14 protein-coding genes are annotated in these 13,120 nt (G+C 47.6%); 6 read left to right on the plus strand and 8 right to left on the minus strand.

Annotation, left to right across the window (positions count from 1 at the left end):
- From AC0IXI_RS19980 to AC0IXI_RS19995, 4 genes are all read right to left on the minus strand, one after another.
- A complete protein-coding gene (locus tag AC0IXI_RS19980) occupies nucleotides 1-1,359 on the minus strand; it encodes an 8-oxoguanine deaminase (RefSeq protein ID WP_134187132.1) in 1,359 nt (452 codons plus the stop codon).
- A 205-nt stretch (nucleotides 1,360-1,564) separates the two neighbouring features.
- Nucleotides 1,565-2,095, minus strand: coding sequence for an OmpH family outer membrane protein (locus tag AC0IXI_RS19985; RefSeq protein WP_134187134.1), 531 nt, complete (start codon nucleotides 2,093-2,095; stop codon nucleotides 1,565-1,567).
- Nucleotides 2,096-2,269: 174 nt separating this feature from the next.
- Complete coding sequence (locus tag AC0IXI_RS19990; RefSeq protein WP_471682976.1) at nucleotides 2,270-2,830, minus strand: NlpC/P60 family protein; 561 nt, start codon at nucleotides 2,828-2,830, stop codon at nucleotides 2,270-2,272.
- 193 nt (nucleotides 2,831-3,023) lie between these two features.
- Nucleotides 3,024-3,527, minus strand: coding sequence for an ESA_00282 family adhesion-associated protein (locus AC0IXI_RS19995; protein WP_424222668.1), 504 nt, complete (start codon nucleotides 3,525-3,527; stop codon nucleotides 3,024-3,026).
- 101 nt (nucleotides 3,528-3,628) lie between these two features.
- Between AC0IXI_RS19995 and AC0IXI_RS20000 the strand changes: the two genes are divergently transcribed.
- Nucleotides 3,629-4,027, plus strand: coding sequence for a hypothetical protein (locus AC0IXI_RS20000; RefSeq protein ID WP_424222667.1), 399 nt, complete (start codon nucleotides 3,629-3,631; stop codon nucleotides 4,025-4,027).
- Nucleotides 4,020-4,418: a cytoplasmic protein gene (locus AC0IXI_RS20005; protein WP_471682977.1), complete on the plus strand. Its 399-nt coding sequence runs from the start codon at nucleotides 4,020-4,022 to the stop codon at nucleotides 4,416-4,418. Before AC0IXI_RS20000 ends, AC0IXI_RS20005 begins: the two co-directional genes overlap by 8 nt.
- A gap of 69 nt (nucleotides 4,419-4,487) precedes the next feature.
- Here AC0IXI_RS20005 and AC0IXI_RS20010 read toward each other — a convergent pair whose 3' ends face one another.
- From AC0IXI_RS20010 to exbB, 3 genes are all read right to left on the minus strand, one after another.
- Complete coding sequence (locus AC0IXI_RS20010) at nucleotides 4,488-5,939, minus strand: methyl-accepting chemotaxis protein (RefSeq protein ID WP_471682978.1); 1,452 nt, start codon at nucleotides 5,937-5,939, stop codon at nucleotides 4,488-4,490.
- A 343-nt stretch (nucleotides 5,940-6,282) separates the two neighbouring features.
- Entirely contained in the window at nucleotides 6,283-6,708 is a 426-nt protein-coding gene (gene exbD, locus AC0IXI_RS20015; protein WP_064516131.1) for a TonB system transport protein ExbD, read from the minus strand.
- Between the two features lie 4 nt (nucleotides 6,709-6,712).
- The gene (gene exbB / locus AC0IXI_RS20020; RefSeq protein WP_134187143.1) at nucleotides 6,713-7,447 is read right to left on the minus strand and encodes a tol-pal system-associated acyl-CoA thioesterase; all 735 of its coding nucleotides are present in this window, start codon (nucleotides 7,445-7,447) and stop codon (nucleotides 6,713-6,715) included.
- A gap of 188 nt (nucleotides 7,448-7,635) precedes the next feature.
- Between exbB and metC the strand changes: the two genes are divergently transcribed.
- Together metC and AC0IXI_RS20030 are read left to right on the plus strand one after the other, a co-directional pair.
- Entirely contained in the window at nucleotides 7,636-8,823 is a 1,188-nt protein-coding gene (gene metC / locus AC0IXI_RS20025; RefSeq protein ID WP_134187145.1) for a cystathionine beta-lyase, read from the plus strand.
- Between the two features lie 180 nt (nucleotides 8,824-9,003).
- Nucleotides 9,004-9,702: a DedA family protein gene (locus AC0IXI_RS20030; protein WP_471682979.1), complete on the plus strand. Its 699-nt coding sequence runs from the start codon at nucleotides 9,004-9,006 to the stop codon at nucleotides 9,700-9,702.
- A gap of 8 nt (nucleotides 9,703-9,710) precedes the next feature.
- Here AC0IXI_RS20030 and AC0IXI_RS20035 read toward each other — a convergent pair whose 3' ends face one another.
- A complete protein-coding gene (locus tag AC0IXI_RS20035; protein WP_471682980.1) occupies nucleotides 9,711-10,601 on the minus strand; it encodes an AraC family transcriptional regulator in 891 nt (296 codons plus the stop codon).
- Between the two features lie 193 nt (nucleotides 10,602-10,794).
- On the opposite strand from AC0IXI_RS20035, the gene yqhD reads away from it, so the two are divergent.
- Nucleotides 10,795-11,958 carry an alcohol dehydrogenase gene (yqhD, locus tag AC0IXI_RS20040; RefSeq protein ID WP_134187149.1) on the plus strand — a complete coding sequence of 388 codons (1,164 nt, stop codon included), beginning with the start codon at nucleotides 10,795-10,797 and terminating at the stop codon, nucleotides 11,956-11,958.
- Nucleotides 11,959-12,063: 105 nt separating this feature from the next.
- Nucleotides 12,064-12,891, plus strand: coding sequence for a 2,5-didehydrogluconate reductase DkgA (gene dkgA, locus AC0IXI_RS20045; RefSeq protein WP_134187151.1), 828 nt, complete (start codon nucleotides 12,064-12,066; stop codon nucleotides 12,889-12,891).
- Nucleotides 12,892-13,120: the final 229 nt, after the last annotated feature.

Here is a 13,120-nt window from a genome sequence, read left to right on the forward strand (position 1 = left end):
TTAAATATCAGCGACTAATTTCTTCGCAGCCTTGCGATGGCGGGAGATAAGATCCGGCACATCCAGACCAATGATATTGCCCTGCGTCACCCGCCACTTACCTCCAACCATCACATGCTCTGCCTTTTCAGCACCGCATAGCAACAGGGCTGCGATGGCATCATGGCTGCCGCTAAAACGCAGCTCATCTTGTGCAAACAACGCCAGATCCGCCTGTTTCCCGACGGCAATTTCACCGATGTCACTGCGGCCAATCAATTTCGCAGAACCTTGAGTCGCCCAACCCAGCACACGTTGCGGCGTAATCGCTTCGGCACCATAGCGCAGGCGTTGCAGATAGAGTGCCTGCCGCGCTTCATACATTATGTTTGAAGCATCGTTAGATGCAGAACCATCCACGCCAAGCCCCACCGCGGCACCTGCATTTTCTAAATCCACTGTCGGACACATACCTGATGCCAGGCGCATATTGGAAACCGGACAATGGCAAACGCCAACTCCCGCGCGCCCAAGCCGGAGAATTTCGCGCTCATCAAAGTGAATACCATGTGCAAGCCAGGTTCTGTCATTAAGCCAACCCACGCTTTCCAGATAATCCACAGTTCGTAGGCCGAAACGTTGCAGGCAGAAGTTCTCTTCATCCAGTGTTTCAGCCAGATGAGTATGCAAACGCACATCTTCTTGCTGAGCAAGTTGGGCGCTGTCACGCATGATTTCGGTAGTCACAGAAAACGGCGAGCATGGCGCGAGGGCTATTTGTAACCACGCCCCTTCCCCTCGCTGATGGTAGCGTTTAATCAACCGTTCGCTGTCGCGTAAGATTGTCTCCGCCTGCTGTACGGTGTGCCGTGGAGGCAAACCGCCGTCGTCTTCACCAAGGCTCATTGAGCCGCGCGTCAATACCGCCCTCATTCCGAGCTCATTAACCACATCAACCTGCACATCAATCGCCTCTTCCATTCCCTGCGGGAAAAGATAGTGATGATCCGTGGTTGTGGTGCAACCAGAAAGCAGCAGCTCTGCCATTGCGACTTTGCTGGCAAGAGCCAAGGCTTCAGCATCGAGACGAGCCCAAATGGGGTAAAGCTGCTTTAACCACGGGAATAGTGGCACGTTAACCACTGGAGCCCAGGCGCGCGTCAGAGTTTGGTAGAAATGATGATGTGTATTGATAAGGCCGGGCAGTAGCACGAGATCGCGGGCGTCGAACACCGCATCGCAAGGCATGGAAGGCTCACCACCAGCAGGAATTAATTCACGGATAACCGCGCCTTCTATCACCACGCCAGCGGAGGCATCTTGTGAATTAGCGGTAAAAACTGCGCGGGGATTTTTGATCCACAAACGTTGTGCAGACATAACTGGCTCCTGAAAATGAAGATAAAGGGAAGCCAGCTCAGTTATGGCCTGTCTGCTGATCCAGGCATTGCTTGGGCAATAGTCGCCATTCTACCCAGGAATTTTGAGCGGTATTATCGCATTTACTTATGGGGGGTTTTGACAGGAGCTCTCGGATGAATTGAAGCTTCGCTGAATGTCTCAACGAAGCTTTTTGCTTACTGGACTATTTTGCAGCAGGTCCACTCGCTTTAACGGCGAAATCTGGCAGTTTTGGGAATTCTAGTTTTGTGGTTTTAAGCTTCTGGGTCAGATCGGCACTGATATCCAGTTCCGGCGAAACTGACATCGCTACTTGTGTCGGCAAAATCATGCCAATTTTGTTGTCGTTACGGTAAGCATCGGTCGCACTCTTCAATGCAGCCATCACCACATTACGCGCAGCTTGTTGCTGCCCTTTCCATTGTTGCGTAAGAACATTTCTATCCGCTTTTCGCGCGGCATCAACTTTATTCGCAGGCAGACTGGTGTAATTCTTTTCAGCCAATTGTTGGCCTTTATGCAAACTTTCATTCACGGCTTTGAGGTGATCCTGCTCTTGCTTCAGCAAACCAGAATCTACTAAGACCATTTCTACATTTACAAATTTCATTGACGCTTCTCCTGCTTGTTTTGCATCACAACCTATGAGCATCGTACCCGCAACAAGGACCACCAATACTGCACTAGCCATATGGTGAATTAAATTTCTTTTCATTTAATAACAATCTCGTTGAAAATAAGAATATAAACCCCATGAACTTATATTCGAACCAAATACATTAATACGATCTCATTCATTAAATACATGAGTTAGAATGAATATTTCAAAATGAATGGCCATAATAATGGTGGTGACAGCAAAATAAAACCTCAGAAATATTATTTATATTCAGCCAATCATTTTTAAACGCCGAGCCGTTTCATAATGATCCATCCAGTAACGGTTAGCCAGTGAGGAAATGGTTACTCCCACGCTGCTTGAGGCATGGATAAACTCGTTATTACCGACATACACGCCAACATGACGGGTGCCAGGTGAAGTTTGAAAAAAGACTAAATCGCCAGGCTTGAGCATTTCTTTATTGACGTGCTCACCATTTTGAATTTGCTGAGTTGTTGTTCTTGGCAAAGACTTGTGGAAAGAATCACTAAAAATATGCTGCATGAGGGCAGAGCAATCCACACCTTTATGTGTTGTACCACCAAATCGATAGTGTGTTCCTTTCCAATTGGAAAATTCAGCCAATATAGATGACCTGATATTATTAGAAGTTGCTTTTCTTTCAGGTTTTATAAACGAAGCTTGCTTAGAAAACACATCTTTATTAGAAAGAGTTTTAACCCCTAATGATGCAAATTCCTTTGGCATATTAAAAGCAAAGGAATTTGCACTAATAACTAAAGGGATAATTAAAAGTGAAGCGGTAATCATTTTTTTAAACAAATACATGAGTCATATCTTTTTTGAAGGCAAATACTCTATTACTGAATCTTCAGCAACATGGCGAACAACTCCTTTTGGGTGAGAAAATAATAAACAGTACTGAACGTTAATCCAGCAGATAATCAGTCCATTTTTAGATTTGGCTTTTTTTAGTTTAAAAAACAGCCTGATATAAAATCAGCCTAATTGACAAAATGCACTATACATTCTCAAGGCAGACTTCCGGTCGCTGAAGATGCGGCCATACTAAAGCAACCAACGCGGGGTAAGCATCATGACTGAACTCATCAAAGCACTGGCGTAAATTCAGCAGCTCGATATCAGCAAAAGGTACCTTCTCCCCCTCGGAACAGCGTTTTCTGAGGTTATCGTAATAGCGGTAGATGGCAGAGTGTAAATCACTACAACGTCGCTGAGCGTTAAAGAGTGCCAGGTCAGCGCTAAGTTCGTCGATATGCATCCTTTTGATAGTGGCATGATTGAAATCCACATATTCATGGCTCACTCGCCAGTAATAATCAGGCGTTATTTTTGACATTAACTTAGCAAAATAATCTTCACGCTCGTCAATTTCAGATAAATTTAATTTAGGGACACTGTCGGGCGTTAATTTAACTTTGGGATGCGAAATCTCACGCATCAGCACCAGTACTACGCACAGCAATAACAATATTAATACAATTGAATAAAAGACGCTTTGCATGGGAACTCCTGTTTTTTATAGTAATTTTGAGGCAACATATAGTCAACCTGGCGTCTGTTAAACATAAAAATTTATTCTATTGATATAAAAGGACATCCTTAATGCTGCCCAACACCCTGGTGCCAGTGACTTTTCCTGTCTCGCAGGCTGATATTGCCGGTTCAGAAGAACATAGCGCTCTAACACTAAATCCTCAGGATAATATTTTAGTTCTGGAGAAAATAATCCTGAGCGCCCCTCATTATGCTGGACAAGCGAAAAATACATTGTTTGAAGAGAACGACCGGCATTTAAAAGATCGTTTGTTTTATGCAGTGAAAATTGAAGCCATAGTGAAAGTATTAAATGAACTCATAGAACAAGAAAAAATCAACTCTGCCGATCTGCAAATGCTAATAGAAGATAAAAAATTGCAGATAAGTCATCATTCACAGCAAATCTGGGTCAATCAGTTAACTCAGGAAAAAAGCTGGCCTCTATTTTATTCGCTGGATGAGTAATGCCAATGTCAGAATTGCAATTCCCCCTCTTCAAACGGCTGCACCATCTGACGATACCGCGTCTGACAATACGTTATTACGTGAAAATATTGCCGCGCTGGTACAAATTAAAAATGAAAATATTGCTCGTATCGCGCAAGGTCAGGTCAATATCACTGCGGCATTGGTTGAACAAAAATGGCATAACCGCCATCAAATTTACCCATATCGTGTGAAAGATGAGATTTACGGCGCAGTTCTCAGCGAGATCATCAGCCACCAGCCCAGGCTTAAAACCGAAGTTCTGGCTCGACTGGAGGCGGTGTATCAGAAGTTGAGAGATGAAGAAGCACAAACGCTCTCACGTACGCGTGCATTGCTGGAAAACAGTTACAAAACTCCGCATTTATAAGATTTCTGGAGCGCCTGCGGCAAGCAGGCACTCTTTTTTGCGACATAAATACGCTCTCAAAACCTGTTATCAGGCCAGACGAAATACTGAGATTGCCTGCTGTAAATCATCCGCCTGTTGCTGTTGTTGGCGCGCGGCCTGTACGGTTTGCGCAGTATGTTCCACGTTATACCTCACGCTTTCATCGATACTGGCGATGCTCTCATTCATTTGCGTGATGCTGATGCTTTGCTGGCCACTCATATCGGAAAGCTCTTCCACCAACTCTGCCAACGCATTGATGGAACCAATCACTTCACGCATGGTTTGCCCCGCGTTCTCCACTTGTACCGAGCCTGTCCGAGTACACTCTACCGATACGCTTATCAACTGGCGAATGTCTTTGGCCGCGTTTTCGCAACGTAACGCCAACGTGCGTACTTCAGAAGCTACCACCGCGAATCCTCGACCATGAGCGCCTGCCCTGGCTGCTTCAACGGAGGCATTTAGCGACAAAATATTAGTCTGGAAGGCAATGCCATCGATCAGTTCAAGAATGTTGCTGATGTGGTCAGACTCTTCGCGGATTTGTTCCATAGTGAGTGTGGCAGCATCAATACTGACTCCACCTTTGCTGGCGAGATTACTTGCCTGAGTGGCAAGCATTCTGGCACTTTGCGCTTTGTCACTCGTCGAGACTGCGGAGGAGCTGAGCTGTTCCATGGCACTGGCAGCAATGGCAAGTGCAGCTGCCTGCTCGTCAGTGCGTTTAGACAGTGCGGTATTACGCTGGATGATACTTTCCGAAGCTGTGAGTACTGATGCCACACCAGCGCTCACCTGGCTTAGCGTGTTCCTCATCGTGGTAAGCGTAGTATTAAAGGTTTGAGCAAACGGTGTGCGGCTTTCTCTTTCACTACGTGTAAGGGTCAGGCAACCCGGCTGGCGATTTATCTGTGCTGCTAACTGTGCCACTTCGCTGGCTGAACGTGCGTCATCGGCCATGCGCAATGCCATGTAAATGAGTATCGCCGTTTGTGCCACCACAAAAATGGCATGGAATACCACCATATGAATGCCGGGATGCATAAAGCAGGTGATACCGAATAAGTCATTAGCTTGCAGCCAGGCAAATAAAACATGGTGAAGTGCTGCAACTACGGCCCCCATTAATAATGGTCTATAATCGCGATAAGCTAATAATGCTGATAGTAATACAAAAACCGAAAAGTGATATTCAGTTTCACCGTCACCTAATTGAATGAGCAATGCGGCAAAACCGATTAATGTGAACGCATAATACAAGCGGGTAAATAGCGTACCGGGTAGTAATACTTTGATAACACTGGAACTCAACGCAAGTAAACTGCCCGCTACCAGCGCCACCGGGATCGCATCATAAGCCCACCCCACCGCTAGGGAAATAACAAACATTCCCCACACGACCCAAAACATTAAAACATCAGCATGCAGATAAATGCTTCTCAGAGACACCACGTCGGGCTGTTTATTGCCAGTATGCAAAACAGTCATCGTTGCCATATTATTATCCACGCATTTGTCATTATGTATTTTCATGACGGAATAATCCCACATATACCCAAAATAATTCGAGTTGCAGGTAGGCTGCAAGGGAGCAAATCCCCAGGAGCTTACTTAAGTAAGTGACTGGAGTTTGTGAGTGCAACCAACACCCCTGCGGCTCGAAGTATGACGGGTATAGAAATAGCATAGATAAACATTGTTTTATCGCGAATAAGTTTCACACGTTATCAATAATACGTTCGTGTGATTTTAAAATTTGAATTAAGTCAGACGGGAATGCGGACAAAAGAAAAACGGCCCGTTAGTTGAGCTAACGGGCCGTTGTAAGATCATGCAAAAATTATTTGGCGGCAGTGACTTCTTGTCCCACCAACCCAATCTTCAAATACCCTGCCTGATGCAGCGTATCCATCACGTTCATCATGGTTTCATAATCAACCGTTTTGTCTGCGCGGAAGAAAATCGTGGTGTCTTTCTTGCCTTCAGTCGCAGCCATCAGAGCATTGATCATGTTCTCTTTGGTCACTTCATCATTGCCAATAAACATCGTGCGATCGGCTTTGACAGACAGGTAGACCGGCTTTTCCGGGCGCGGTTGCGGCTGGCTTGAAGATGCAGGAAGGTTAACCTTCACATCCACTGTCGCAAGCGGTGCGGCCACCATGAAAATAATCAGCAATACCAACATGACATCGATAAACGGTGTCACGTTGATTTCATGCATTTCGCCGTTATCGTCGTGGTTTTCGTTAAAACTCATTGCCATGGGATCAACCTACACGCAGTTTCTGAGCCGTACGTACCGGGCGAGCCTGAGAGCTAGCGTCTAAATCCAGGTCACGGCTTTGCAACAACAGAACCTGAGCCGCAACGTCACCCAAAGAAGCTTTATAGCCACCAATAACACGAGCAAATACGTTGTAGATAACCACCGCAGGAATTGCTGCAATCAGGCCGATAGCCGTTGCTAACAATGCTTCTGCAATACCAGGTGCCACTACAGCAAGGTTAGTGGTTTGCGACTGCGCAATACCAATAAAGCTGTTCATGATGCCCCAGACCGTACCAAACAGGCCGACGAACGGAGAGATCGCACCGATGGTCGCAAGGAATCCATTACCACGCCCCATGTGGCGACCCGCTGCCGCAACACGACGCTCAAGGCGGAAACCGGTACGCTCTTTAATGCCTTCGTTATCTTCGCTGCCTGCGGAAAGTTCAAGCTCATTTTGCGCTTCATTGATAAGCATTGCGCTCAAGCTCTTCGCATCAAATGCTTCAGCCATTTCACTGGCTTCGTTCAGAGAGCGGGCATTAGCCAGTTGTTGCTGTTCACGCTTCAAACGACGCTTTTGCGAGGATAGCTCAACACTTTTGCTAAAGAAGATTGCCCATGTGACGACAGAGGCCAGAATCAGGCCGATCATCACAATCTTTACCACGATGTCGGCATGTTGATACATGCCCCAGACAGAGAGGTCTGTCTGCATCAAATTATTCGTCACTCTTACTCTCCACCACGAAATGATACAAAAACTGTGCGCAATAATATCAAAACGACATCGAATTGATAGTAGTTCTCATTAGTATTTAAAGAGTGCCTTAAATTGTCTATGCATTCCTTGCGCTTACGCAGCAAAAGCATGATAAGTTAGATTTAGACATCCAGATGGTTAAACAGGGTAAAGTGAAGATGAGTAAAAAGCACATTGAAACGGCGCTGGTTAATGCCGGGCGCGATAAAAAATTCACCCAGGGTTCGGTTAACAGCGTCATTCAACGCGCTTCCTCGTTGGTTTTTGAAACTGTTGAAGCTAAAAAACAGGCGACGGCTAACCGCGCGAAAGGCGAACTTTTTTATGGTCGCCGTGGCACCCTGACCCACTTCTCTTTACAAGAAGCGATGTGCGAACTCGAAGGCGGCGCGGGTTGTGCGCTTTACCCTTGTGGCGCCGCAGCCGTTGCCAATGCGATTCTGGCGTTCGTCGAGCAGGGCGACAATGTACTAATGACCGGCTCCGCCTATGAGCCAAGCCAGGACTTCTGCACCAAAATTCTCGCCAAACTCGGCGTGAGCACCACCTGGTTTGACCCAATGATTGGCGCAGGCATCGCAGAACTTGTGCAACCCAATACTAAAGTCGTATTTCTGGAATCGCCTGGCTCTATCACAATGGAAGTACATGACGTTCCAGCCATTGTTAAGGCGGTACGCAGCGTTGCCCCAGACGCCATCATCATGATTGATAACACCTGGTCGGCAGGCATTCTCTTTAAGGCGCTGGATTTCGGTATCGATATTTCGATTCAGGCCGGCACCAAATACCTGATTGGCCACTCGGATGCGATGGTTGGCACAGCTGTATCAAATGCACGTTGCTGGGATCAGCTGCGTGAGAACTCTTATCTGATGGGGCAAATGTTGGATGCCGATACCGCTTATATGACTAGCAGAGGTCTACGCACTCTTGGTGTGCGCCTGCGTCAACATCATGAAAGTAGTTTGAAAATTGCCGAATGGCTGGCACAACACCCGCAGGTTGAACGTGTTAATCACCCTGCACTGCCCGGCAGCAAAGGGCATGAATTCTGGAAACGAGACTTTACAGGTAGCAGCGGCTTGTTCTCATTCGTGCTGAAGAATCGTTTAAATAACGAGCAATATCAGCACTACCTGGACAATTTCCACTATTTTAGTATGGCCTATTCCTGGGGCGGCTATGAATCGCTTATCCTTGCCAACCAACCGGAAGAGCTCGCTGAGATTCGCCCGGCAGGCGGCGTAGACTTCACTGGAACGCTAGTGCGCGTACACATTGGCCTGGAAAATGTTGACGATCTCATCGCGGATCTTGAAGCAGGTTTCCAACGGATCGCCTAAAATTGCCAGAAGTGGACGTCCATAAGGACAGTTTTTGCTATTCCATAATGATTTGTTGAGCCTGCGATCAAGATGTCGCAGGCTTTTTAGCGTTACACTAGGTTCCTAAAACTAAGGTGTGCCTAATCTAACTACTGTAGATTCAGGCCTGCTCAATAAAGCGGTTCCACAGGATTTGCCATGGCTGTTATACACAATATCGTTCAAGCGCTTTGGCAACATGACTTTGCTGCACTCGCGGACCCTCATGTTGTTGGAGTGGTTTATTGCGTCATGTTTGCGACGCTGTTTCTCGAAAATGGATTACTGCCCGCCTCGTTTTTGCCAGGCGACAGTCTGCTATTACTCGCAGGAGCGTTAGTGGCAAAAGGGGTAATGAATTTCGTCCCGACAATCGTTATTTTAACCGCGGCGGCAAGCCTCGGTTGCTGGTTGAGCTATGTGCAAGGCCGCTGGCTTGGTAATACCCGGGTGGTGAAAAGCTGGCTGAAACAACTTCCACCGCAATATCACGAGCGAGCGACGGTGATGTTTGACCGGCACGGTTTATTCGCTTTGTTAGCTGGCCGTTTTTTGGCGTTTGTGCGCACACTGCTGCCAACCATGGCGGGCATTTCTGGCCTTAGCAATCGCCGCTTCCAGGTATTTAACTGGCTGAGTGGGTTGTTGTGGGTTGGTAGCGTCACCAGCCTGGGTTATGCCCTGAGCATGATTCCATTTGTGAAACGCCACGAAGATCAGGTGATGACCTGCCTGATGATTCTGCCGATGGTTCTGCTGGTTGTGGGCCTGGTAGGCACGCTATTTGTGGTTATCAAAAAAGATTTAACCCCGCATAAAAATTACAGAGTGGGTAATGCGAAATTATCCACTCTGTAAGCTTCAGCTTAAATGACTCGCATACGCGCGGCATCTTCCCCCGGGGTCACCCCAAAGTAGCGTTTAAACTCGCGGCTAAACTGCGAAGCACTTTCATATCCCACGTGAATAGCCGCAGCACTAGCTTTCAGCGCATCATGCAAAATCAACATCCGCGCTTTATGCAGGCGGTAGCTTTTAAGGTATTGCAGCGGCGAAGTACTGGTCACCGATTTAAAGTTATGGTGAAACGCAGAGACGCTCATATTCGCTTCAGCTGCAAGTTGGTCCACTGAGAGGTTCTCGGTGTACTGCGTTTCAATACGACGCAACACACGGCTAATCAGGCTGAAATGCGTCTGCCGACTGACCAATGCCAACAATGCTGCACCGCATGACCCCACCAGAATGTGATAGAGGATCTCGCGGATAATTTGTTTACCCAAAATACGCGCGTCGAGCGGATGCTCCAGCACGTCCAGCAAACGTTCAGCCGCGCAAAGGATCTCTTCGGAGAGCTCAGCTGAGTTAATACCGGTTGAACAGGTCTGCGGGTGCGATAAATCATCCTCGCCGATATCCATCAGCAAATCCTGCAACTGCAAAATATCGATATTGATACGCACCCCAGCCAGCGGTACTTCAGGTGTGGCGAAGGTTTCACATTCAAACGGCAGCGGTACTGTCAGCAGCAGGTATTCATTGGCGTCGTAGCGGAAAACACGATCGTTCAGATAACCCGTTTTATGACCCGAAAAGAGAATAATGATCCCCGGTTCATACATTACTGGCGTGCGCGCATAAGGTTTAGTGCCATACAATAAAGTAACGTTTGGCAATGAAGAAAGACCACTATTTTCTTTTTGTATCAAATAATTAATCTTATTTGTTAATTGCTGGCAAATCTCTTTCCGCTTCATTCCCTTCCGCTCCACAAGGCTGTTATGACGTGATAAGTCTGCGACTTATTTTTATTTTTCTCCAGAGGAAAGTAGAAATAGGCAAGACAAAGGCAGGAATAAGCATTGAGAGATAGCCATCTGAAGCCGACAATGGCTACCATCAAATTCGATAAGTATTGTCTCTAACGATCCAAACCACAGGAATCAAATAATGAACAACTTCAACCTACATACCCCAACTCGCATCCTGTTTGGTAAAGGCGCTATTTCCGAATTGCGCGCACAAATTCCTGCTGATGCCCGCGTATTGATCACCTACGGCGGCGGCAGCGTGAAGAAAAATGGCGTACTGGACCAGGTTTACGCTGAACTTAACGGGCTGGATGTACTGGAGTTCGGCGGCATTGAGCCGAACCCGACTTACGAAACGCTGATGAAAGCGGTCGAAATCGTTCGCCAGCAGAAAGTCACTTTCCTGTTAGCCGTTGGTGGCGGTTCTGTGCTGGATGGCACTAAATTCATCGCCGCAGCAGCCAACTACCCGGCTGATATCGACCCATGGAACATCCTGCTGACACACGGCAACGATGTTACGAGCGCAATCCCGATGGGCTCTGTTCTGACGCTACCTGCGACCGGTTCTGAATCCAACAAAGGTGCCGTAGTTTCTCGCCGTGAAACAGGCGACAAACAAGCGTTTATGTCTGAACACGTGCAGCCTGTATTCGCGGTACTTGACCCGGTTTACACCTACACTTTGCCACCTCGCCAGGTTGCAAACGGCGTAGTCGATGCCTTTGTTCACACCGTTGAGCAGTACATCACTTACCCTGTGAACGCCAAAGTACAGGACCGTTTTGCCGAGGGCATTCTGTTAACGCTGGTTGAAGACGGCCCAATTGCACTGAAAGAGCCAGAAAACTATGACGTGCGTGCCAACGTAATGTGGGCGGCGACCATGGCATTAAACGGCCTGATCGGTGCAGGTGTGCCGCAGGACTGGGCAACTCACATGCTGGGTCATGAACTGACTGCGATGCACGGTCTGGATCACGCGCAGACTCTGGCGGTGGTTCTGCCATCTTTGTTGAATGAAAAACGTAACGAGAAACGCGGCAAACTGCTGCAATACGCTGAGCGCGTGTGGAATATCACTGAAGGTTCTGAAGAAGAACGTATTGATGCGGCAATTGCAGCAACACGTAATTTCTTCGAGCAAATGGGTGCCCCAACTCGCCTGTCTGCCTACGGTCTGGATGGCAGCACCATCCCGGCGTTACTGGTGAAACTGGAAGAAAAAGGCATGACCAAATTGGGTGAGCGCCAGGACATTACTCTGGACGTGAGCCGTCGTATTTACGAAGCAGCACGCTAAGTAATTTAGCCATTTGGTTCTCGTTTTTGAGTATTTGGTCCAGACTTAAACGCAATTGTTACACCGGAAGCCCCTTCCGGTGTATCGCTTATTAAGGAGGAATACATGGCAAATCCAACAGTAATCAAGCTTCAGGATGGAAATGTAATGCCACAATTGGGGCTCGGTGTCTGGCAAGCCAGCAACGATCAAGTCCTGATTGCCATCGATAAAGCGCTGGAAGTCGGCTATCGCTCCATTGATACCGCTGCGGCGTACAAGAACGAAGACGGCGTGGGCAATGCGCTAAAACAGGCTGGAATTCCGCGCGACGAACTGTTTATCACCACCAAACTGTGGAATGACGATCAGCAAAGGCCACGTCAGGCGCTGGAAGACAGCCTTGAAAAGCTCCAGCTCGATTACGTCGATCTGTATTTGATGCACTGGCCGGTGCCAAGCAAAGATCACTATGTTGAAGCCTGGAAAGGTATGATTGAGCTACAAAAACAGGGGCTGGTCAAAAGCATTGGCGTCTGTAATTTCCAGCTTAACCATCTCCAGCGTCTGATTGATGAAACGGGCGTCTCGCCGGTTATCAACCAGATTGAACTCCATCCATTACTGCAACAACGCCAGCTCCATGCCTGGAATGCGACACACAAAATTCAGACCGAATCCTGGAGTCCACTGGCTCAGGGCGGAGAAGGTGTGTTTGATAAGAAAATCATCCGCGACCTGGCCGATAAATACGGCAAAACCCCGGCACAGATTGTCATTCGCTGGCATCTGGATAGCGGGCTGGTTGTGATCCCGAAATCGGTGACCCCATCGCGTATTGCTGAGAACTTTGACGTGTTTGATTTCCGTCTTGATAAAGACGAGTTAAGCGAGATTGCGAAGTTGGATAGTCATAAGCGTCTGGGACCAGACCCTGATGTGTTTGGCTCGTAAAACTGTTCATAGTGTCGGATGGCGCTTACGCTTATCCGACCTACGAATGATATTGTAGCTGTAGAGCGGATGTCGTTCGCGGCATCCGCTCTACTGTTTTACAACAATCGTTAAGCCGGGCGCTTCCTGCTTGTAGGCTTCGATACAACTTTAGGTGCAGGTCTTGCACCTGTAGCCGCTTTAGCTCCAGCTGTAGGTTTAGCACCAGCTGTAGGTTTAGCGCCAGCTG

Source organism: Buttiauxella sp. AC038 (assembly GCF_979253565.1).

Excerpts from the sequence above, each read along its gene's own strand:
- AC0IXI_RS19980 (WP_134187132.1), bottom strand. The coding sequence starts at position 1,359 with ATGTCTGCACAACGTTTGTGGATCAAAAATCCCCGCGCAGTTTTTACC.
- AC0IXI_RS19985 (WP_134187134.1), bottom strand. The coding sequence starts at position 2,095 with ATGAAAAGAAATTTAATTCACCATATGGCTAGTGCAGTATTGGTGGTC.
- AC0IXI_RS19990 (WP_471682976.1), bottom strand. The coding sequence starts at position 2,830 with ATGTATTTGTTTAAAAAAATGATTACCGCTTCACTTTTAATTATCCCT.
- AC0IXI_RS19995 (WP_424222668.1), bottom strand. The coding sequence starts at position 3,527 with ATGCAAAGCGTCTTTTATTCAATTGTATTAATATTGTTATTGCTGTGC.
- AC0IXI_RS20000 (WP_424222667.1), top strand. The coding sequence starts at position 3,629 with ATGCTGCCCAACACCCTGGTGCCAGTGACTTTTCCTGTCTCGCAGGCT.
- AC0IXI_RS20005 (WP_471682977.1), top strand. The coding sequence starts at position 4,020 with ATGAGTAATGCCAATGTCAGAATTGCAATTCCCCCTCTTCAAACGGCT.
- AC0IXI_RS20010 (WP_471682978.1), bottom strand. The coding sequence starts at position 5,939 with ATGGCAACGATGACTGTTTTGCATACTGGCAATAAACAGCCCGACGTG.
- exbD (WP_064516131.1), bottom strand. The coding sequence starts at position 6,708 with ATGGCAATGAGTTTTAACGAAAACCACGACGATAACGGCGAAATGCAT.
- metC (WP_134187145.1), top strand. The coding sequence starts at position 7,636 with ATGAGTAAAAAGCACATTGAAACGGCGCTGGTTAATGCCGGGCGCGAT.
- AC0IXI_RS20030 (WP_471682979.1), top strand. The coding sequence starts at position 9,004 with ATGGCTGTTATACACAATATCGTTCAAGCGCTTTGGCAACATGACTTT.
- AC0IXI_RS20035 (WP_471682980.1), bottom strand. The coding sequence starts at position 10,601 with ATGAAGCGGAAAGAGATTTGCCAGCAATTAACAAATAAGATTAATTAT.
- yqhD (WP_134187149.1), top strand. The coding sequence starts at position 10,795 with ATGAACAACTTCAACCTACATACCCCAACTCGCATCCTGTTTGGTAAA.
- dkgA (WP_134187151.1), top strand. The coding sequence starts at position 12,064 with ATGGCAAATCCAACAGTAATCAAGCTTCAGGATGGAAATGTAATGCCA.